This is a genomic window from Pseudacidovorax sp. 1753, assembly GCF_040544975.1.
Classification (GTDB): Bacteria; Pseudomonadota; Gammaproteobacteria; order Burkholderiales; family Burkholderiaceae_C; genus Xenophilus.
This window is the reverse complement of sequence record NZ_JBEPKY010000024.1, coordinates 13,148-33,703: the sequence shown is the minus strand read 5'-3', so window position 1 is coordinate 33,703 and position 20,556 is coordinate 13,148. Positions and strand designations below refer to the sequence as shown.

At 69.8% G+C, this 20,556-nt stretch carries 18 protein-coding genes; 2 read left to right on the top strand and 16 right to left on the bottom strand.

Annotated elements, in window-relative coordinates; all coding sequences use genetic code 11:
- Nucleotides 1-6 precede the first annotated feature (6 nt).
- The 12 genes from ABIC63_RS24755 to trxA form a co-directional block, all read right to left on the bottom strand.
- Nucleotides 7-696: a GntR family transcriptional regulator gene (locus ABIC63_RS24755; RefSeq protein ID WP_294378263.1), complete on the bottom strand. Its 690-nt coding sequence runs from the start codon at nucleotides 694-696 to the stop codon at nucleotides 7-9.
- The gene (locus ABIC63_RS24750; RefSeq protein WP_354321744.1) at nucleotides 693-1,616 is read right to left on the bottom strand and encodes a DMT family transporter; all 924 of its coding nucleotides are present in this window, start codon (nucleotides 1,614-1,616) and stop codon (nucleotides 693-695) included. The genes ABIC63_RS24755 and ABIC63_RS24750 overlap by 4 nt, the downstream gene beginning before the upstream one ends.
- Nucleotides 1,617-1,659: 43 nt before the next feature.
- On the bottom strand, nucleotides 1,660-2,712 hold the full coding sequence (locus tag ABIC63_RS24745) for a histone deacetylase family protein (RefSeq protein WP_354321742.1): 1,053 nt from the start codon (nucleotides 2,710-2,712) through the stop codon (nucleotides 1,660-1,662).
- A 13-nt stretch (nucleotides 2,713-2,725) separates the two neighbouring features.
- A complete protein-coding gene (locus ABIC63_RS24740) occupies nucleotides 2,726-4,087 on the bottom strand; it encodes an aspartate aminotransferase family protein (protein ID WP_354321741.1) in 1,362 nt (453 codons plus the stop codon).
- Between the two features lie 18 nt (nucleotides 4,088-4,105).
- On the bottom strand, nucleotides 4,106-5,038 hold the full coding sequence (locus tag ABIC63_RS24735) for a 2-hydroxyacid dehydrogenase (RefSeq protein ID WP_354321740.1): 933 nt from the start codon (nucleotides 5,036-5,038) through the stop codon (nucleotides 4,106-4,108).
- Nucleotides 5,035-6,690 (bottom strand): ABC transporter ATP-binding protein, encoded by a 1,656-nt coding sequence (locus tag ABIC63_RS24730; RefSeq protein WP_354321739.1) that lies wholly within the window; start codon nucleotides 6,688-6,690, stop codon nucleotides 5,035-5,037. The genes ABIC63_RS24735 and ABIC63_RS24730 overlap by 4 nt, the downstream gene beginning before the upstream one ends.
- On the bottom strand, nucleotides 6,687-7,532 hold the full coding sequence (locus ABIC63_RS24725; protein ID WP_295525748.1) for an ABC transporter permease: 846 nt from the start codon (nucleotides 7,530-7,532) through the stop codon (nucleotides 6,687-6,689). Before ABIC63_RS24725 ends, ABIC63_RS24730 begins: the two co-directional genes overlap by 4 nt.
- 22 nt (nucleotides 7,533-7,554) lie before the next feature.
- On the bottom strand, nucleotides 7,555-8,526 hold the full coding sequence (locus ABIC63_RS24720; protein WP_354321738.1) for an ABC transporter permease: 972 nt from the start codon (nucleotides 8,524-8,526) through the stop codon (nucleotides 7,555-7,557).
- 19 nt (nucleotides 8,527-8,545) lie between these two features.
- Nucleotides 8,546-10,111, bottom strand: a complete 1,566-nt coding sequence (locus tag ABIC63_RS24715; protein WP_354321737.1) for an ABC transporter substrate-binding protein — start codon at nucleotides 10,109-10,111, stop codon at nucleotides 8,546-8,548.
- Nucleotides 10,112-10,159: 48 nt separating this feature from the next.
- Nucleotides 10,160-10,948: a class II aldolase/adducin family protein gene (locus tag ABIC63_RS24710; RefSeq protein WP_354321736.1), complete on the bottom strand. Its 789-nt coding sequence runs from the start codon at nucleotides 10,946-10,948 to the stop codon at nucleotides 10,160-10,162.
- 225 nt (nucleotides 10,949-11,173) lie between these two features.
- Nucleotides 11,174-12,439 carry a transcription termination factor Rho gene (gene rho / locus ABIC63_RS24705; protein WP_017757832.1) on the bottom strand — a complete coding sequence of 422 codons (1,266 nt, stop codon included), beginning with the start codon at nucleotides 12,437-12,439 and terminating at the stop codon, nucleotides 11,174-11,176.
- A 199-nt stretch (nucleotides 12,440-12,638) separates the two neighbouring features.
- Nucleotides 12,639-12,971, bottom strand: a complete 333-nt coding sequence (gene trxA / locus ABIC63_RS24700; RefSeq protein ID WP_017757831.1) for a thioredoxin TrxA — start codon at nucleotides 12,969-12,971, stop codon at nucleotides 12,639-12,641.
- A gap of 150 nt (nucleotides 12,972-13,121) precedes the next feature.
- Between trxA and ABIC63_RS24695 the strand changes: the two genes are divergently transcribed.
- Nucleotides 13,122-14,357: a TIGR03862 family flavoprotein gene (locus ABIC63_RS24695; protein ID WP_354321735.1), complete on the top strand. Its 1,236-nt coding sequence runs from the start codon at nucleotides 13,122-13,124 to the stop codon at nucleotides 14,355-14,357.
- A gap of 21 nt (nucleotides 14,358-14,378) precedes the next feature.
- Here ABIC63_RS24695 and ABIC63_RS24690 read toward each other — a convergent pair whose 3' ends face one another.
- The 3 genes from ABIC63_RS24690 to ABIC63_RS24680 all read right to left on the bottom strand — a co-directional run bounded on the left by ABIC63_RS24690 (nucleotide 14,379) and on the right by ABIC63_RS24680 (nucleotide 17,747).
- Complete coding sequence (locus tag ABIC63_RS24690; RefSeq protein WP_017757829.1) at nucleotides 14,379-15,011, bottom strand: response regulator; 633 nt, start codon at nucleotides 15,009-15,011, stop codon at nucleotides 14,379-14,381.
- 337 nt (nucleotides 15,012-15,348) lie between these two features.
- Nucleotides 15,349-16,710 (bottom strand): TAXI family TRAP transporter solute-binding subunit, encoded by a 1,362-nt coding sequence (locus tag ABIC63_RS24685; RefSeq protein WP_354321734.1) that lies wholly within the window; start codon nucleotides 16,708-16,710, stop codon nucleotides 15,349-15,351.
- Nucleotides 16,707-17,747, bottom strand: coding sequence for a P1 family peptidase (locus tag ABIC63_RS24680; protein ID WP_354321733.1), 1,041 nt, complete (start codon nucleotides 17,745-17,747; stop codon nucleotides 16,707-16,709). Before ABIC63_RS24680 ends, ABIC63_RS24685 begins: the two co-directional genes overlap by 4 nt.
- Nucleotides 17,748-17,805: 58 nt before the next feature.
- On the opposite strand from ABIC63_RS24680, the gene ABIC63_RS24675 reads away from it, so the two are divergent.
- The gene (locus tag ABIC63_RS24675) at nucleotides 17,806-19,104 is read left to right on the top strand and encodes an NAD(P)/FAD-dependent oxidoreductase (protein WP_294378300.1); all 1,299 of its coding nucleotides are present in this window, start codon (nucleotides 17,806-17,808) and stop codon (nucleotides 19,102-19,104) included.
- A gap of 26 nt (nucleotides 19,105-19,130) precedes the next feature.
- On the opposite strand, the gene ABIC63_RS24670 is transcribed toward ABIC63_RS24675, so the two are convergent.
- Entirely contained in the window at nucleotides 19,131-20,519 is a 1,389-nt protein-coding gene (locus ABIC63_RS24670) for a hypothetical protein (RefSeq protein WP_294378305.1), read from the bottom strand.
- Between the last annotated feature and the right edge of the window lie 37 nt (nucleotides 20,520-20,556).

Sequence of the window (20,556 nt, the reverse complement as noted above, 5' to 3'; positions counted from 1 at the left end):
GTTCGTTCAGCGCGTGGCCAGCCGCAGCCGCGAGACATGCTCGCGTGCGTCCTCCAGGTGGAAGCGCAGCGCCTGTTCCACGGCCGGCGCGTCGCGGCGGCGCAGGGCGTTGGCGATGGGTTCGTGCGTCTGGGCCAGCGAGGCCGGGTCGCCATAGCTGTCCTCGGTCAGCGCCAGGAACATGCGCACCTCGTTGACCATGTTGGAGAAGAGCTGCTGCAGGTAGTCGTTGCCCGACAGGGCGCAGAGCGCGGCATGGAAGTCCAGGTCCAGCGCCACGCGCTCGGCCTGGCTCAGTGTGGCGGCGCGGGCGACCATGTCGTCCACGCGGCCCGCCATGGCATCGAGCTGCGCGTCGCTGGCGTGGCGGCAGGCCAGCGTGGCGCCCATCACCTCCAGCGTGATGCGCACGGCATAGAGGTCGTCGATCTGCTTGGTGCTGACCGTGCGCACGGTGAAGCCATGGCGAGGGCGCGAGACCAGCAGGCCCAGGCTTTCGAGCCGGCGCGCGGCCTCGCGCACGGGCGCGCGGCTCACGCCCATCTGGCGGGCCAGTTCGGCCTCGACCACGCGGTCGCCGGGGCCGATGCGGCCTTCGAGAATGGCCCGCTGCAGCTCGGCCTGGATCAGCCCGACCAGGTCGGGCGCCTGGATCGAGGCGAAGGCGGGGGCGGATGTGGGCAGGGCGGCGTTCAAGCGGTCTCCGGATGTCGTTGTCGTGGCGTTGCGGCGGATCGTGCCAGATACACCCCGGCCACCGCGATGCAGGCCATGCCCGCCATCGCCAGGCCATCGGGCGGGCGATGGAACCAGAAGGCGCTGATCAGCACCGCCAGCAGCAACTGCACATAGTTGAGCGGCGCCAGCGTCGAGGCCTGGGTGCGCCGGAAGGCCGCCAGCAGCAGCAACTGCGCGCCGCCGCTGGCCAGGCCGCCCGCCAGCAGCACCAGGGCCTGCGGCCAGGGCGGCACCTCGACGTCTTCCGAAAGTGCCGTCAGCACCAGCGTGACGGCCAGGCAGACGAAGGCCGCATGCGCGAACTGCACCGGTGCCGGCACTACCCCCGACAGTCGGCGCGTGAAGATCTGGAACAGCGCATAGCCGGTGGCCGACACGGCCATCAGCAGCGTGCCGGCCAGCGGGAGGTCATGTCCCGGCCGGACGATCAGCAGCATGCCCGCAAAGCCGCCCGCCACGGCCAGCCACTGGGCACGGTGCACCCGCTCGCCCAGCAGGCTGGGCGCCAGCGCCACCATCAGCAGCGGCGCCGTGAAGTAGATGGCGGTGGCCTCGGCCAGTGGCATGGTCACCAGCGCCGTCATGAAGCAGGTGGCCACCAGGGCCAGCATGCTGCTTCGCGCCAGCAGCAGGCCCTGGTGCGGCTGGCGCCAGAAGCGCAACTGGCCGTGGCGCAGCAGCAGCCCCAGGCCCACGGTGCTGATGCAGACGTAGCGCGACAGGTTGACGACCACCGGCGCATGGCTGGCGACCATCTGCTTGGCGAAGGCGTCGTAGAAGGCGAAGAGCAGCAGCGCGCCCAGGAAGAGCAGCACACCCGCCCCCGGCCCGTGGCGCCAGTCGGGCAGCGGCGCGGCCGTGGCGGGCAGGGCGCTCATCGGCAAGACCTTTGCACCGCTTGCGGCTGGGCCTGACGGGCGATCACGGATTCAGCCCGGCCAGCAGCGCCGCCAGCCCCGGGCCGAGCGCTTCGACCATGTAGCCGCCTTCCTGCACGATCACCGTCGGCAGGGCCAGCGCGCGCAGGCGCTCGCCGATGGCGCGGTAGGCGTCGAAGTCCAGGCGCAGCACGCTGATCGGGTCGTCGCGGTAGGTGTCGAAGCCCATGGGCAGCACCAGCGCCTGGGGGGCGAAGCGCTCGATGGCGGCCATCGCCCGGTCCAGCGCCGCGATGAATTCGGCATCGCCGCTGCCATGGGCCAGCGGCAGGTTGAGGTTGAAGCCCTCGCCGGCTCCGGCGCCGCGCTCGTGCGCATAGCCGGTGTAGAAGGGAAAGTAGCCCGCCGGGTCGGCATGGGTGGAGACGGTCAGCACCTCGGCGCTGGCATAGAAGATGTTCTGCGTGCCGTCGCCGTGGTGCGCGTCCACGTCCAGCACGGCCACCTTGCCGAAGCTCTGGCGCAGCGCCTCGGCCGCCACGGCGCTGTTGTTGACGTAGCAGAAGCCGCTGGCGCGGTCGTGGTGCGCATGGTGGCCCGAGGGCCGGCACAGCGCGTAGGCCAGCCTTTCGCCACCCACAACGGCCATCGCCGCCGCATGCGCGGTGTGGGCCGAACGCAGGATGGAGCGCCAGCTGTGCGGCCCCAGCGGCGAGGCGAGGTCGCCGACGTAGTAGCCGGTTTGTGCCAGCAGCGAGGGGCTGGGGCAGGGCGGACGTCGCTCGCCGGGCGCCACGCCGTAGTAGGGCGACAGGTTGGGCAGCACCTCGATGCCGGGCTCCAGGCCCGGGCGGCCGAGCTTCTGCCAGCCTTCGTAGGCGGCGGACAGGTAGTCCAGGTAGTGCGGCGCATGCACGGCCTCCAGCGGCGCACGGCCGGCCTCGGGCGGCGAATACACGGGGATGCCCTGCGCCAGTAGCGTGGCCTGCAGCGCCTCGGCGCGCGCGGGCAGGTCGGCCGGCTTGTGGATGCGGCCGATGCGCATGTACTGCTGCGGCTGGTGCAGCAACTGGTCGGGGCAGAAGAAGGCCTGCATCGTGGTGTCCCGCTCAGAGCGTCTTCTCGAAGCGGTCGAGCGCGCGACCCAGGCGGGCGAACAGCTCGTCCATCTCGGCCGGCGTGATGATGAGCGGCGGGCACAGGGCCACGGTGTCACCCATGGCGCGCACGATCAGGCCTTCTTCCTGGGCGTACTGGGCCACCTGGTAGCCGGCCTTCAGCGCCGGGTCGAAGGGCGTGCGCGCGGCGCGGTCGGCCATCAGCTCCAGCGCGCCAATCAGACCCACGGCGCGCATGTTGCCGACGATGCGGCGCTCGGCCTGCACGGCCAGGCCTTCGGCGAAGCGCGGCGCGAGCTCGCGGGTGCGGGCCAGGATGCCTTCGTCTTCGTAGACCTTGAGCGTCTCCAGCGCCACGGCCGCGGCCACGGGATGGCCCGAGTAGGTGTAGCCATGGCCGAAGGTGCCGATGCGGCCGCTGTTGGTGGCCATGGCCTCGTGGATCTGCTGCGACACCATCACCGCCGAGATCGGCACATAGGCCGAGGACAGCGACTTGGCACAGGTGAGGATGTCCGGCCGCATGCCGAAGGTGGTGGAGCCGAACATCTCGCCCGTGCGGCCGAAGCCGCAGATCACCTCGTCGGCCACCAGCAGCACGTCGTACTTGCGCAGCACGGCCTGGATCTTCTCGAAGTAGGTGGGCGGCGGCACGATCACGCCGCCGGCGCCCATCACCGGCTCGGCGAAGAAGGCGGCGACGGTGTCGGGGCCTTCGTTCAGGATCAGCTGCTCAAGCTCATTGGCGCGGCGGGTGGCGAAGTCCTCGGCCGATTCGCCGAGCCGCGCGTCGCGGTAGTGGTGCGGGCTGCCGGTGCGCAGGATGCGGGCGATGGGCAGGTCGAAGTCCGAATGGTTGGCCGCCAGGCCGCCCAGGCTGGCCGAGGCCACCGTCACGCCGTGGTAGGCGCGGTCGCGGGCGATGATCTTCTTCTTGGCCGGCTTGCCGATGGCGTTGAAGTAGTACCAGATCATCTTCACCGCCGAGTCGTTGGCCTCGGAGCCCGAGTTGGCGAAGAACACGCGCGCCATCGGCACCGGTGCCAGCGCCAGCAGCCGCTCTGCCAGCTGCGCCGCGGCTGGATTGCTGCGGTGGTTGAAGGTGTGGTAGTAGGGCAGGGTCTTCAGCGCATCGATGCCGGCCTGCACCAGCCGCGGATGGCTGAAGCCCAGCGAGGCGCACCACAGGCCGGACATGCCTTCGATGTAGCGGCGGCCGGACTCGTCCTCCACATGGATGCCGTCGCCGCGCGTGATGAGCAGCGGCTCCACCTGGCCGTGGGTGGCGAGGTTGGTGTACGAATGCAGATGGGCCGCGACATCGGCGGCGGCGTTGGGGGTGCGTGCGTTCATGGTCGGTCTCTTCTCGGTTCAGTAGCCGCGTTGGAGGTCCACTGCAACGTCGGCGGCTTGCCCGGCGCGGATGCGCTCCAGGTTCAGGCGGGTCTGCCGGGCGATGACGGCGGGCTGGGTGCGGGTGGCGATGTGGGGCGTGACGAGGATGCGCGGGTCGCGCCAGAAGGGGTGCTCCGGCGGCAACGGTTCCTGCACGAAGGCGTCCAGCGTGGCGGCGCCGAGGTGGCCGGCGTCCAGCGCCGGGATCAGGTCGGCCTCGACCAGGTGGGCGCCGCGGCCCACGTTGATCAGGTGCGCGCCGCGCGGCAGCTGCGCGAAGAGTTCGCGGTTCAGGATGCCCGTGGTCTCGTCGGTGAGCGGCAGCAGGCACACCAGCGTGTCGCAGCCGGCCAGGAACTCGGCCTGCTGCGCCTGTCCGTGGAAGCAGTCCAGGCCCTCCGGTACCTCGCGCGGACTGCGGCTCCAGCCACGCACGTTGTAGCCCAGGGCCATCAGGGCACGGGCGCAGACCAGGCCCAGCGTGCCCAGGCCGGCGATGCCGACACGGTGCGCGCGCGGCGGCTGGATGGGCGCTTCTTCCCAGCGGCCGGCGGCGGCGCTGGCCAGGTAGCGGCCCATGTGGCGCTGGCCGTGGATCACGGCCCAGGTCACATAGGCGGCCATGCCCGAGGCCATGTCGGTATCGACGATGCGGCACACCGGAACGTCGGGCAGGGCGGCATCGGCCGTGAGGTGGTCGATGCCGGCGCCCACGGACTGGATGAGCGCAAGATTGGGCATGCGTGCCATCAGGCCGGCGGGCGGGCACCAGCAGACGGCGGCGTCAATGGCGTCCAGCGGGCCCAGGTCGGCCATGGTCCGCAGTTCGGCATCGGGGAACTCGGCGCGGAAGGCCGGCAGCAAGTAGCCGAGGTCGAGGTTGGCGCTCAGGAAGGCGAGGGTGGTCAACGCGAAGTGTCCTTTTCAGCCGTGAGGCGCGGCACCGCCTCGATCAGCATGCGGGTGTAGGGATGCTGCGGATCGGTCAGCACCTGCGCGGCCGGGCCGTATTCGACGACGGCGCCGCGCTGCATGACGGCGATGTGGTCGCACATCTCGCCGGCCACCCGCAGGTCGTGGGTGATGAAGACCATCGCCAGCTTGAAGCGCTCGCGCACCTCGGCGAAGAGCTGCAGCACCTGCGCCTGCACCGACACGTCCAGCGCCGACACGGGCTCATCAGCCACCAGCAGTTCGGGCTCCATGGCCAGGGCGCGTGCGATGCCGATGCGCTGGCGCTGGCCGCCGCTGAACTCGTGCGGATAGCGCTCCGCCGCCTCGGGGCCCAGGCCCACCAGCCGCAACAGTTCCAGCGCGCGGGCCATGGCTTCGGCCTTGGGGACACCCTGGGCAATCGGGCCTGCCGCCAGCGTGGGGCCGATGCGGTGGCGCGGGTTGAGCGAGGCATACGGGTCCTGGAAGACCATCTGCACCTTGCCCTGCGTCTGCCGGCGCATGGCCGCGCCGGAGAGCAGACTCTTGCCCTTGAACAGGATGCGCCCGCTGTCGAAGGGTTCCAGCCCCACGATGCAGCGCCCGACGGTCGACTTGCCCGAGCCCGATTCGCCCACCAGCCCCAGCGTCTCGCCGCGGCGCAGCTGGAAGCCGATGCCCTTGGCGGCCTCGACCCGGCGACCCTTGCTGAAGAAACCGCCGCCGCTCACATACGTCTTGCGCAGGTCCTGCACCTGCAGCACGTAGTCCTCCTGCGTGCCGGTGGCCGGCTCGCGCAGGCGGCCCTGCGGGATGGCGGCGATGAGCTTGCGGGTGTAGTCGTGCTTCGGGTGCATCAGCACCTCGTGCGCCGGGCCGGATTCGACGGCCACTCCGGTCTGCATCACGACCACGTGGTCGGCGATCTCGGAGACCACGCCGAAGTCGTGCGTGATGAAGAGCAGCGCCGTGCCCTTGCGCTGCTGCAGTTCGCGCATCAGCGTGAGGATCTGCGCCTGCGTGGTCACGTCCAGCGCCGTGGTCGGCTCGTCGGCGATCAGCAGGCGCGGCTCCAGCAGCAGCGCGCAGGCGATCATCACCCGCTGACGCTGGCCGCCCGAAAGCCGGAAGGGATAGCTGTCGGCCAGCAGTTCGGGGTCGGGCAGGCCCACGTCTGCCAGCGCGGCGACGATGCGGCGGCGTTTCTCGGCCGCCGGCAGTGTCATGTGCGAATCGAAGACTTCGGCCAGTTGGTCGCCGATGCGCATCACCGGGTTGAGCGCGGTCATGGGCTCCTGGAACACCATGCCGATGCGCCGGCCGCGCAACTCGCGCATCTGGGCCTCGGTCAGCGTGAGCAGGTCGGTGCCCTCGAAGAGGATGCGACCGGCCACCGGCGCCACATGCGGCCGCGGCAGCAGGCCCATGATGGCGTTGGCGATCATGGACTTGCCCGAGCCCGATTCGCCCACCACGCACAGGGTGCGGCCGGGCAGCAACTCGAAGCTGGCGCCCTTCACGGCGAGGGCACGGTCGCCGCCGGCGGGCAGGCAGATGTCCAGGCCTTCGACGCGCAGCACCGGCTCTTCGGGTTCCATCTCGGGCAGCGGCTTGAGCAGGGCGTTCATCGGGTGCGGCCTCCCAGCCGGGTGTTGAGTCCGTCGTTCAGGCCTTCGCCCACCAGGTTCAGCGCCAGCACGGTCAGCACGATGGCCACGCCGGGAAAGACCGCCATCCACCAGGCCTGGCGCAGCACGGTGCGCGCAGTGCCCACCATGTAGCCCCAGCTCATCTGATTGGGGTCGCCCAGGCCCATGAAGCTCAGGCTGCTCTCCAGCAGGATGGCCGAGGCGATCATCAGCGAGGCCATCACCACGATGGGCGAGGTGGCGTTGGGCAGGATCTGCGTGAGGATGATCCGCGGCGTCGATTGGCCCGCCAGCTGTGCCGCCGCCACGAAGTCGCGCTGGCGCAGCGTGAGAAATTCGCCGCGCACCAGCCGCGCCACCGGCGGCCAGGACACCAGTGCGATGGCCGTGACGATGGAGCCCACCGAGGGCTGGAAGATCGCCACCAGCACCAGTGCGAGTGCAAAGCTCGGCACGGCCTGGAACAGCTCGGTGAAGCGCATCAGCGCCGCATCGATCCAGCCGCCGAAATAGCCGGCCACGGCGCCCAGGCCCACGCCGATCAGCAGCGACACCACGGTGGAGACCACGCCGATCAGCAGCGAGATGCGCGCGCCGCGCACCACGCCCGAGAAGATGTCGCGGCCCATGGTGTCGGTGCCCATCAGGAAGCCGGCCTCCTGCCCGGGCCGCAGGAAGGGCGACTGCACCATGTCCCAGGGGTCGTTGGTGGCCAGCAGCGGGCCGAAGGCCACCATCAGCGCCAGCAATGCCAGCACCACCAGGCCGAAGACCGCGCCCTTGTTGCGGCAGAAGCGCCGCCAGAAACCGGAGTTGTTCATTGCCGTGGGCTCCTCGTCGGCATCACAGCCGGATGCGCGGGTCGACCAGGGTGTAGACCAGGTCGGTGATCAGGTTGAACAGGATGGCCATGGCGGCCGTCACCAGGAAGCAGCCCAGCAGCAGGTTGTAGTCGCGCTGCAGCAGGGCATCGAACATCAGGCGGCCGATGCCGGGCCAGGCGAAGACGGTCTCGGTGAGCACCGCGCCGCCGATCATGCTGCCGGCCTGGATGCCCGCCAGCGTGACCACCGGCAGCAACGCGTTGCGCAGGATGTGCGCGCGCTGGATGCGGCCGGGCTTCACGCCCTTGGCGCGGGCCGTCTTCACGAAATCCATCTGCGCCACTTCAAGCATGGAGGCGCGTGTCATGCGGGCATACACGGCCATGAAGAACAGCGCCAGCGTCAGCGAGGGCAGCACCAGGTGCTGTGCGATGTCCCAGGCCAGAGCCACACCCGACAGGCCGGAGCCCACCGTCATGAAGCCGAAGCCGGGCAGCCAGTTCATCTGCACCGTGAAGAGCAGCACCGCCATCATGGCCAGCCAGTACAGCGGCGTGGCGTAGAACACGAGCGCCACCACCGTGATGGCACTGTCGAGCCAGGAGCCCGCCTTGCGCGCCGCCAGTGCGCCCAGCACCACGCCGAAGATCAGCGACAGCACGAAGGCGCTGCCGGTGAGCAGCAGCGTGGCAGGCAGCCGGTCGGCGATGAGCCTGGCCACCGGCTGCTGCTGCCGGTACGAAAAGCCCAGGTCCAGCCGGACGACATGGCCAAGGTAGGTGGCCAACTGCGTGCTTAAAGGCTGGTCCAGCCCGAACTCGCGGCGCAGTTGGTCGACGAACTGCTGGTCGGAGGCGCCGGCCTCGCCGGCCATCACCGAGACCGGATCACCGGGCGCCGCACGCACCAGCATGAAGTTGACGGTGGCGATCAGCACCAGGGCCACAAGGCCCTGCGCCACCCGGGTGAGCATGAACTGCAGGCGTTTCATGGGTGCGTGCGCGGCGTGATCAGGCGATGGAGGCGCGGCCCAGGCTGTCGTTCAGGCCGATGCCGGAGCTCACCGGGTTCTTGACCTTGCTGCGGTAGAGCGTTGGGAAGTTGATTTCGTGCAGCCAGGCCACGGGCGCTTCCTCCAGCAGCAGCTTCTGCACCTCGAGGTAGAGGGCCTTGCGCTTCTCTGGGTCGGCCGCGACGGCGCCGGCGGCGAAGAGCTCGTCCACCTTGGGGTTGGAGTAACCCTCGACGTTGTTGAAGGGCGAGCCCTTGGCGATGTTGCTGGTGGTGTAGTTGCGCGCGACGCCCAGCGCCGGGTCGCCGTACTGGTAGACGTAGGTGAAGGCCAGGTCGTAATCCCACTCGTTGAGGCGCTGGTTCCAGCCGGCCACATCGGTGGGCGTCATCTCGATCTTGATGCCGGCCTGGCCCAGGTGCTGGCGCACCATCTCGGCCTGGCGCTGCCAGGTCTCGCCGTAGGGCAGCGGCAGCAGGCGCAGGGTCTCGCCCTTGTAGCCGGCCTCATCCAGCAGCTTCCTGGCCTTGGCGATGTCGCGCGGGTACTTTGGCACGTCGTCGCTGTAGAACTTGATGTGGCTGTTGAAGGGGCCCGTGGCCGCCTTCGCATAGCCCTGCCAGGCCACCTTGGCGATGGCGTCGCGGTCGATGGCATGCATCACCGCCTGGCGGAACTTGACCTTGTCCATCGGCGCCTTGCGGTTGTTGATCCACAGCCAGGAATGGGGCGCGAAGAACTCCCAGCCCTTGGTCGTGACCTCCACGCCCGGCAGCTTGGCCAGGCGGGCCACGTCGAAGTACTCCACCGAGCCGCCGGGGGCGATGTCGATCTTTCCGGACTCGAAGGCCGCGGCGCGCGAGGCCGCATCGGGAATGACGTGGAAGTACACGTTCTCCACCTTGGGCACGCCCGGCTGGTGGTACTGCTCGTTGGCCACCAACTGGATGTAGGAGCCCTTGACCCATTCCTTGAACTTGAGCGGACCGGTGCCGATGGGCGTGGCGTTGGCCGGGTTGGTCAGGAAGTCGGTGCCGTCGTAGATGTGCTTCGGGATCATCGGCATGGTGCCGGTCTCGAAGATGCCCATGAAGGGGCCGAAGGGCTGCTTGAGGGTGAACTCCACGGTCAACGGGTCCAGCGCCTTGATGCTCTCGATCTGCTGCAGGCTGGCGCGGAAGCGTGCGTGCGTCTTGCGCAGGAAGACGTCGGCGGAGAACACCACGTCGGCCGAGGTGAAGGGCTCGCCGTCGTGCCACTTCACGTTGGGCTTGAGCTTGAAGGTGTAGACCGTGCCTTCCTTGTTGGCGGTCCACGAGGTGGCCAGCAGGGGCTGCGGATTGAGCTTCTCGTCGTAGCGCAGCAGGCCTTCGTAGATGTTGCCGGCGATCATCTGCGTGGGGCCGTTCTGCACGATGCCCAGCATCAGGCCCGGCGGCTCGGGCTGCACCAGCACGTTGATGGTGCCGCTCTTCTTTTCCTGCGCCAGCAGGTGCAGCGGCACGCCCGCGATGGAGACGCCCAGGCCGGTGGCGCCCAGTTGGATGAGTCGACGACGTTGCATGTCAGGCTTCCTTTCAGTCAGCGCAAGTTGGCGTTAGTGGGGATGGGGTCAGTCGCGGAAGGAGGCGGCGGCCGTGGGCTGCTCCAGCCGCTGCAGCAGGGCGCGCCATTCGCGCGCATCGGGATCGGCGGCGCCGGGCAGGCGGTTGCTGTCGCCGCTTTCGTACTGGCGGGCGGTGAGTTCGCAGACTTCCGCAGGCACGGGGTGGATCGGCTGGCCGCTGGCCTGGATGGCCAGTTGCACGCGGCAGGCGCGCTCCAGGTTGTGCATGAGGATGAAGGCCTCGGCCACCGTGCGGCCCAGCGTCACCAGGCCGTGGTTGCGCAGGATCAGCACGCGGGCCGTGGGGCCCAGGTCGGCGATCAGGCGCTCGCGCTCGCCGTGGTCCAGCGCGATGCCTTCGAAGTCGTGGTAGACGACCCGGTTGTGGAACTGCAGCGCCCACTGGTTGCAGGGCTGCAGCCCGCAGGCGAGCGATGAGACGGCCACGCCGGCCACCGTGTGCGTGTGGAGCACGCACATGGCGTCATGCCGCGCCATGTGCACCGCGCTGTGGATCGTGAAGCCGGCGGGGTTCACGTCGTAGGGCGAGGGCTCCAAGATCCGGCCCTCGGTGTCGATCTTCACCAGCGACGACGCCGTGATGTCCCGGAACAGCATGCCGAACGGGTTGATGAGGAACTGGTCCTCGGCACCCGGTACGCGCGCGGAGATGTGCGTGTAGATGCTGTCCTCCATGCCGTAGTGAGCGACCAGCCGATAGGCGGCGGCCAGGTCCTCGCGCACCTGGCGCTCGGCATCGGAGAAGGTCTTGGGGGTCAGGTCCTGCATCAGCATCACAACGCTCCGTCAATTACTGTCATCTGTCGACAGATGACATTACGCATGATGCGTGCCAGATTGCAGATCCTTGATTTCCCTCAGGGCGGGCGTGAAAAGCCGGCTCCAAAGGTCGTTGGAACGGGTGGCGTGGTGCGCGGGCGCACCGTCAGGAAGCACGCGCACCAATGAAAAACGCCGCGCAGGGCGCGGCGTTTCGGAGGGAGGCGGAGGCCCGGCGGATCAGCCGCCGCGGCGCATCATGTCGAAGAACTCGACGTTGGTCTTGGTGGCCTTCATGCTTTTGAGCACCATCTCCATCGACTCGATCTCGTCCATGTTGTACATGAACTGGCGCAGGATGCGGGTCTTCTGCAGCACCTCGGGCGCCAGCAGCAGCTCTTCGCGGCGGGTGCCCGAGCGGTTGAGCTGGATGGAAGGGAACACGCGCTTCTCGTACAGCCGGCGGTCGAGGTGGATCTCGCAGTTGCCGGTGCCCTTGAACTCTTCGAAGATCACTTCGTCCATGCGGCTGCCGGTGTCGACCAGCGCGGTGCCGATGATGGTGAGCGAGCCGCCTTCCTCGACATTGCGGGCCGCGCCCAGGAAGCGTTTGGGGCGCTGCAGTGCGTTGGCGTCCACACCGCCGGTCAGCACCTTGCCGGAGGAGGGCACGACGTTGTTGTAGGCGCGGGCCAGACGGGTGATGGAATCCAGCAGGATCACCACGTCCTTCTTGAGTTCGACCAGGCGCTTGGCGCGCTCGATCACCATCTCGGCCACGTGCACGTGGCGGGCGGCGGGCTCGTCGAAGGTGGAGGCGATCACCTCGGCCTTGACCGAGCGCTGCATCTCGGTCACTTCTTCCGGCCGCTCGTCGACGAGCAGCACCATCATGTGGATCTCGGGGTAGTTGGCGGCGATGGCGTGCGCGATGTGCTGCATCATCACCGTCTTGCCGCTCTTGGGCGGTGCCACCAGCAGCGCGCGCTGGCCCTTGCCGATGGGGGCGATGATGTCGATCACGCGGCCCGTGATGTTCTCTTCGCTTTTGAAGTTGTCGCGCTCCAGCTTCATCTGCTCCTTGGGGAACAGCGGCGTGAGGTTCTCGAACATCACCTTGTGCTTGTTCGCCTCGGGCGCGCCGTCGTTCACCTTGTCCAGCTTGGTCAGCGCGAAATAGCGCTCGCCGTCCTTGGGAATGCGCACCTCGCCCTCGATCATGTCGCCGGTGTGCAGGTTGAAGCGGCGCACCTGACTGGGGCTGATGTAGATGTCGTCGGTGCTGGCCGTGAAGCTGGTGTCGGGGCTGCGCAGGAAGCCGAAGCCGTCCGGCAGGATCTCCAGCACGCCGTCCGCAAATACCTGCTCGCCGGCCTTCGCCCGCTTCTTGATGATGGCGAACATCAGCTCCTGCTTGCGCATGCGGCCGACGTTTTCGATCTCGAGCGCTTCGGCCTGCTTCAGGAGTTCGGAGACGTGCAGTGCCTTGAGTTCGTTCAGGTGCATGGAATGGCCCCGCGGGCGGAGATGCTTGGTGACGGTGGGAGAGGAGGGGGGCTTGCGTCAGGGCGAGAGAGATGCCCCGGAAGCCTTGGACTCGAACCGTGCCCTTGTGTTGGGGCCGGCGAATGGCAGGAATTATGACAGGAAAAAACAAAGGCCGGCGCAAGGATGCGTCGGCCTTTTCATTTGGGGCAGAAGGCGATCAGGCGAGCTGCTGATCGATGAAGGCGGTGAGCTGTGCCTTGCTCATGGCGCCGACCTTGGTGGCGGCGAGCTGGCCGTTCTTGAACAGCATCAGCGTGGGGATGCCGCGGATGCCGAACTTGGCGGGGATCTCGCGGTTCTCGTCCACGTTCATCTTGGCGATCTGCAGCTTGCCGTCGTAGGTGTTGGACACCTCGTCCAGGATGGGCGCAATCATCTTGCAGGGGCCGCACCATTCGGCCCAGTAGTCGACCAGCACGGGCTTGTCGGACTGCAGGACGTCGGCTTCGAAGGAGGAGTCGGAGATGTGCTTGATGAGTTCGCTGGCCATGATGTCTGCCTTGCTACTTACACGATGAAGAGGATGCTCGCAGGGAGCGGCGAAAGATTGATTTCATTGTGACAGAAAGCCCTGTGCGGCGCGGCAGCCCGCGGCTATGCCGCCGATAGCCGAAACCCTGCGGACGCGACAATACCGCCAATGACCAAGCTATCGAATGTGGCCGTGATCGGCGGTGGCCCGGCCGGCCTGATGGCGGCCGAACGCCTCGTCGCCGCGGGCTGCACCGTCGACCTGTACGACGCCATGCCCTCCGTGGGCCGCAAGTTCCTGCTCGCCGGCCGCGGCGGCCTCAACCTCACCCATTCCGAGCCCTTCGACGCCTTCGCTTCGCGCTATGGCGAGCGCCGCGCGCAGGTCGAGCCCCTGCTGCGACGCTTCGATGCCGATGCGCTGCGTGCCTGGGTGCACGCACTGGGCATCGAGACCTTCGTCGGCACCTCGGGCCGCGTCTTCCCACGCGAGATGAAGGCCGCGCCGCTGCTGCGCGCCTGGCTGCACCGGCTGCGTGCGAGCGGCGTGCGCCTGCACATGCGGCATCGCTGGACGGGCTGGCAGGACGACGGTGCGCTGCGCTTCGACACGCCGCAGGGTGGGACGACGGTGCGTGCGGATGCACTCATCCTGGCCTGCGGCGGCGCCAGCTGGCCGCGGCTGGGCTCGGACGGAGCGTGGTTCGGTCCGCTGGCCGCGCGTGGCGTCACCGCCGCGCCGCTGCGGCCGGCGAACTGCGGCTTCGACGTGGCCTGGACATCCTTCTTCGCCGAGCGCTTCGCGGGCCAGCCGCTCAAGTCGGTGGTGCTCGACGTGCGGGACCGCGACGGCCGCCACTTCCGCCGCAAGGGCGAATTCGTCGTGACGTCCACGGGCGTGGAGGGCAGCCTGGTCTATGCCGCCTCGGCTCTGCTGCGAGACGAGATCGCGGCCGCCGGCCAGGCGGCCGCCACGCTGGACCTTCTGCCCGACTGGACGCCCGAGCGCGTGCTGGCCGCAGTGGCCCATCCGCGTGGCAGCCGCTCCATGGGCAGCCATCTCAAGAGCCGGCTCAACCTCGATGGCGTGCGTTCCGCGCTGCTGCACGAGGTGCTGGACAAGGCGGCCATGCAGGACGCCGCACGCGTGGCCGCGACGCTCAAGGCCTTGCCGCTGACCCTGCTGCGGCCCCGCCCTGTCGACGAGGCGATCAGCACTGCTGGCGGCGTGCGTTTCGACGACCTGGACGAAGGGCTGATGCTGCGCGGGCTGCCCGGCGTCTTCTGCGCCGGCGAGATGCTGGACTGGGAAGCGCCCACCGGCGGCTACCTGCTCAACGCCTGCATGGCCAGCGGCCTCGTGGCGGCGGAAGGCGCCTCGGCCTGGTTGCGGCGCCAGGCCTGACCTGGCCGCTCCACGGCTGTCTCAGATCAGCTGGTTGCGGATGGCGTAGGCCGTCAGCGCCGCATCGTTGTTCAGGTGCAGCTTCTCGCGCACCCGCATGCGGTAGACGTTGACGGTCTTCGGGCTGAGCATGAACTCTCGCGCGATGTCCGCCATGGTCTTGCCCGAGGCGATGCGCACCAGCGTCTCCAATTCGCGGTTCGACAGCAGCTGGTGGGCAGGCGCCTCGGCGTCGGGGCGGGCCACCGTGTCGGCCAGCAACTGGGTGGCCTCGGGGCTCAGGTACTTCTGGCCCTGGCCCACCATGCGCACGGCCGTGACCAGCAGCCGCGGGTCGGACGCCTTCGACAGGAAGCCGTAGGCGCCGGCACGCAGGCATCGCACGGCGTACTGCTGTTCCGGCTCGCCCGAATACACCAGCACCTTGACCGTCGAGCCGGCCTCCACCAGGTCGGCCAGCACATCCAGCCCGCTGCGGCCGGGCAGGGCCAGGGCCAGCAGCAGCACGTCGCACTGGGTGGTGCGCAGCATCCGCTTGAGTTCCTCGGCACTGGCCGCCTCGCCGCTGAGCCGCACGTCCACCGCTTCCGCCAGGAATTCGCGGATGCCGCGGCGCACGACGCCGAAGGGGTCGCAGGTGATGACATGGATCATGAGCGCCCCCGGGAGGTGGGCGACAGCAGGCGCGCGCGGCGCCGGCAGCAGCAGGTCATGGCGGTGGTCGAACGGCGGGAAATGCCGTTTAGATGTTAATTTTGGTTAACCGCCGATGATATTCAGAAGCCGAGGCGCCGGATGTGGCAAGAGTGAGTCCGGTGCCGCCGAGCAGCCGGCGGGAGCGCTGGCCACCACGGTGCCACGCGTCGCCTTCGCCCACCATGGCGAGCCTCCGAGCCTCCGAGCCCCTGAGCCCCCGAGCGTCTGCGCAGCCCGCAGCCCGCAGCCCGCAGCCCGCCGTGCGTGGGCTGCGGCTCCAAGGCGCGGGCCGCCCTCAGCCTCTGGGCCGCGCAAGCAGGCGCCGCCGGGCCTGCTCGATGTTGTGGCGCAAGGCGTACAACTCCTCGGCATAGGACAGGGGCACCGTCACCTTGTTGGCCACGCGGTCGAGTTCGTCCAGCTCGTCGAGCAGCGCGTCCCGTGCGCCGGGGTCGGCCTCCATGCGTGCCTCGATGTCCCGCAGCCGTGCGTACCAGCGGAACACCCGCCGCCGCACGCGGAAGGTGTAGAGCGGCGGCACCACCCGCGACAGCGGCAGCAGCAGCACGATCAGGCCGCCGATCACCAGCCACATGCGCTCCAGCAGGTTGCTGGCCCAGAAGGGCAGCCAGCGTTGCCAGACGGGCGGTGTGCCATTGATGGCGCGATCGCCCTCGGTGCTGACCGGCAGTTCGCTGGCCCGGGTGTTGGGAAACTCCCGTGCCCGGTTGAACCAGCCGGCATGGCCATGCAGGGTCTGCGCCGCCTGCGCGAAGAGTTGACGCAGCGCCGGATGGGTGTCCTCGCGGGTGAGCAGCGAGGTGGTCGTTGCCACCAGCGACACGTCCCTGGACGGTACGTCCGAGGCCAGGTCGACCACCCCGCGCGGCAGCGTCACCGCGGTAAGGAAGGGAAAGATGCGGGTGTAGGCCTCGGCCTGGCCCAGGTCGAGCAAGGCGATGCCGGGCGTGCGCAGCAGCTGCTGCACGCGCGGAGATTCGGGTGCGGAGGCCAGCACGATGGCGTCCAGTCGGCCTGCGATCAGGGCGGCGGCGGCATCGTCGGGTGCCTGCGCGCTGATGCGCATGCGGGCGGTGTCGATGCGATTGGCCGACAGCATCCGGGTCACCAGTTCCGGCACGCCGCTGCCGGCCCGGTCGGTGCCCAGGCGCAGCGGACGCAGGCCGGCCAGCGAGGGCAGCTCGGCCTGGACCTGCCCAGGGGGCCGCCCGGCATCGGCCCGGTGCACGGCCGCGGGCCGGTAGAAGACCCACAGCGGTTCGTAGAAGAGGGCACCCAGCGACAGGATGCCGGCCTCCGGGTCGGCGACCGGATCGGCGACGCCGCCGCGCACGAAGCCGAGGTCGGCCCGGCCTTCGCGCAGCAGGCGCAGGTTCTCCAGGGAGCCCTCGGTGCCGATCAGCTGCACGGTGATGCCGTTGGACCGGAGGGCCGCCGCATAGCGCTCGCCGAAGGTCGCGTAGGCGCTGCCCTGCGGCCCGGTCGCCAGCCGCACGATGCGCGGCGGCTGCGGATCCAGGTAGATGTAGGCCGCGACCAGCACGCCCACGGCGATCAGCGCGAGCGGCCCGGCCGAGAGCAGCAGGTCGCGCAGGCCCAGCAGGGCCAGCATCAGGCTGCGCGAAAGGCGTTTCATCGCGTGCGTCCGTCCTGCCGCTGCGGCCAGTCGCGCGCGGCCGGGATCGACAGCTCGGCCGTGGCGATGGCCCCGGCCGCGAGCACGGCGCGCACCGTGGCCTGCGCCGCCACCTCGGCCGCCATGGTCGAGAGCACCGTCATGCCGGGGGCCTCGTCCTCCAGCGCCACGCGGCCGGTCGCCAGGGCGAACAGGGTGTCGCCGTCGCTCATGGTGTGCACCGGGTTGATGGCGCGGGCCAGGCCGTCGTGGGCGACTGCCGCCAGCCGCTGGGCCTGCACCTTGGTCAGCACGGCGTCGGTGGCGATCACGCCGATGGTGGTGTTGGTGCCGGCCAGCAAGGGCTTGGGCAGCTCGCCGCGCAGCAGGCTGCGGCGGGTGTCGCGCAGGGCGCGGCCATCGTCCGTGCGCGATCCGGCCAGCAGTTCGCCGGTGTCCGGATCCAACACGTCGCCCAGTGCATTGCAGGCGATCAGGGCGCCGACCGTCACGCCGCCCACCTTGACCGAAGCGGTGCCGATGCCGCCCTTCATCGCGTGCTGGGCGCCGAAGAGCTTGCCCACCAGCGCGCCTGCACCGGCGCCCACGTTGCCTTCGGCGGGCGCGGCGGTGGAGGCGGCCTCGCAGGCCGCGTAGCCGCTGGCCGCGTCAGGACGGATGCGGGCGTCGCCCACCGGCAGGTCGAAGAGCACCGCGCCGGGCACGATGGGCAGGCGGCCGAAGCGCACGTCCAGGCCCACGCCGCGCTCCTCCAGCCAGCGCACCACGCCGTCGGCTGCCGCCAGCCCCCAGGCGCTGCCGCCGGCCAGCAGGATGGCGTGCACCTGCTGGACGAAGTTGCCGGGAGAAAGCAGGTCCGTCTCACGGGTGCCGGGGGCGGCGCCGCGCACGTCCACGCCCGCCACGGCGCCCTCGCGCGCCAGGATGACGGTACTGCCGGTGGGGCGACGGCTGTCGGTGTGGTGGCCGACCTCGATGCCGGCGACGTCGGTGATGGCGCCCGAATAGGGCAGGTCGGGAAGGGCAGGGGCTGACATAGGGCGCCGATTATGGGCGGCGCCCCATGGGCGACAGGCCGCCCTCTACGATGCGCGGATGCAATCGACGATGGAAGGGCGCACGGGGCGCCACGTGGTGGTGATCGGTGCCGGGGCGGTGGGTTGTGCGAGCGCCATCGAGGCGCTGCGCCGGGGCTGGCGCGTGACGCTGCTGGAGCCCGGCGAGCCCGGCGGCGAGCAGGCGACGAGTTATGGCAATGCGGGCTGGCTGTCCTCGCATTCGGTGATCCCGCCAGCGCTGCCGGGGGCCTGGCGCAAGGTTCCGGCCTGGCTGCTCGACCCGCTGGGTCCGCTGGCCTTGCGCTGGCGCCATGTGCCCCGCGCCTTGCCCTGGCTGCTGCGCTACCTGGCGTCGGGCTGGACCGAGGAACGCGTGCAGCGCACGGCCGATGCGCTGCGGCTGATGCTCGCGGATTCGCCCGTGCTCCACGCACGGCTGGCGGCCGATGCCGGCGTGCCCGGGTTGATCGAGCATCGGGGCCTGCTGCATGTGTACCGCTCACGGGCCGAGTTCGAATCCGAGGCCCTCGCGTGGCGCGTGCGGGCACGCACCGGCGTGCAGTGGACCGAGTGGGACGCCGCCCGCCTGGCCGCCGAGGAGCCGGACCTGGACCGACGCTACACCCTGGGCATCCACGTGGCCGAGGCCGGGCACTGCCGGCATCCCGGCGCCTACGTCGCGGCCCTGGCGCGCCATGCGCAGGCCACGGGCGCCCGCCTTCTCAAGGCGCCGGCGACGGGGCTGCAGATCGAAGGCGGCCGCCTGCGGGCAGTGCGGACGGCCGCGGGCGACATCGCCTGCGACGCCGCCGTCATCAGCGCGGGCGCGCGTTCCGCGGCGCTGGCCCGGGCGGCCGGCTCGCCGGTGCCGCTGGAGTCGGAGCGGGGCTACCACGTGATGCTGGAAGGCGCGCTGCCGGTGGGCCCGCGCACGCCCATGATGGCCGCGGACGGCAAGCTGATCGTGCATGCCATGGTGCCGGGCCTGCGTGCCGCGGGCCAGGTGGAGATCGCCGGGCTGGCCGCCGGGCCCGACTGGCGCCGGGCGGAGATCCTGCGCCGGCATCTCGTCTCGATGTTCCCGGCCCTGGGCGAGGGCGCGGCGGGCGAGGCGCTTGTCGTGCGGCAATGGCTGGGGCACCGCCCCAGCCTGCCCGACGGGCTGCCCTGCATCGGCCATGCGCGCGCCACGCCGGATGTGGTGCTGGCCTTCGGCCACGGCCATGTGGGCCTGGGCGGATCGGCCAGGACCGGCCAGTGGGTGGCCGAGCTGCTGGGGCGGGCGGAGCGTCCGGCGGCGCTCGCGCCCTTCGATCCGGCGCGTTTCGGCGGCTGATCGCTGCCGCGCGGAAGGGCCGAAGATCAGTTGCTGATCACGCCCAGGTGAAAGAAGCCGGCGGTGGCGGTGTTGCCCCGCGCGCCGATCACCATCTCGAGTTGCGCGGAGCGGGCGACGAAGTAGTAGCGGCCGTCTCCCGTGGAGCTTCCCATCATGCCCTTGGGCCCGACCGAGCCCAGGGTGTTCAGCGTCAGCGCGGTCTGGACGACGCCGGCGGCCGATGCGGATCTCAGGGTGTAGGTGCTCAGGTCGGCCGTGGACTGATCCTGCGTGCCGAGGATGGACCAGCCGAAGGCGTTGTTGAACGACGCCCAGCCACCAGGCTGCTCCGGCAGGCCGACGCTGAATTGCGCCGAGCTCGGATCGGTGGCGCTGGGGCCCGCCACGAGCAGCATCTTCTCGCTGCCAACCCGTGCGACCGACACGCGGCCTTCGTAAACCCCGCTGCTGTTCGTGACACGCCACAGACCGGGCGTCGTCGGATCCGGCGCCAGGGTGGCGGTGACCAGCGACCCCGCCGGGCAGTCGTCCACACGGGTGATGGCCACCTCGTTGCAGCGCACAAAGAGCGTCCCCGAGCCGGCGAACTGGACCTGACTGATGGACGAGTCCTTGGTGGTGCCGCTGTAGTTGACCCGGAAGCGGTTGAAGTTGCCGTCCAGATCCGCCGCCGTCGTGAGGAGCGCACGCGTGGCGACGAAGGGGAAGGGCGCGTAAGCGGCGGGGCTCGCACCCGGCACCAGGAAGGGGAAGCTGCCCACCAGCGTATCGGGCAGCACCTGCAGCCCGGAAATGCGCTGCGCCGTGGTCTCGCGGTTCGAAAGCAGCCCATAGACGGCGCTGCCGCTGGCCGGCTTCACGAGGGTGCCCACATTGCTTGCGCCCGATGTATCGACGAATTCGAGGCTGCCCAGGTCGAAGTCCGCCTTGAGTTGCTGGCGGCTGCCGTTGGACACGTAGGCCATGTACTCGCCATTGCGGCTGTCGCCCGCCCGCACCTTGAGGCGCACCGTGGTCGTCTGGCCCGAGGTGGCGGTGGCCACCAGCGGATAGTCCTCGGTGGCGCCCAGGTTGGCGTTGGCCAGGCGCGCCTGCCATTGCTGGTCACTGCTGCTGGTGCCCACGGCGGTCACCTTGCCGCTGGGCGAGCTGCCGCTCCAGCTCACGGTCTGGTTGGACTTCACCGTGATCACCTGGCCGGGCTTCACCACATAGGCGTCCCCCTCGGCAGCGACGGTCGTCCCGTCGGCCACGACGGCCAGTTGCGGTGCCTGCGGGGCGGCGGCCGGCGGCAGGAAGAAGCCTCCGCCACCGCCGCCGCCTCCACCCCCACAGGCCGCCAGTGCGAGCACGCAGCCCAGCCCGATGGCCCATTTCAGGCCGGCATTTCTCCTTGGATTCCCATTGCGCATGTGAGCGCCCCTCTTTCTTTTCTTGCCTGAGGCAAAT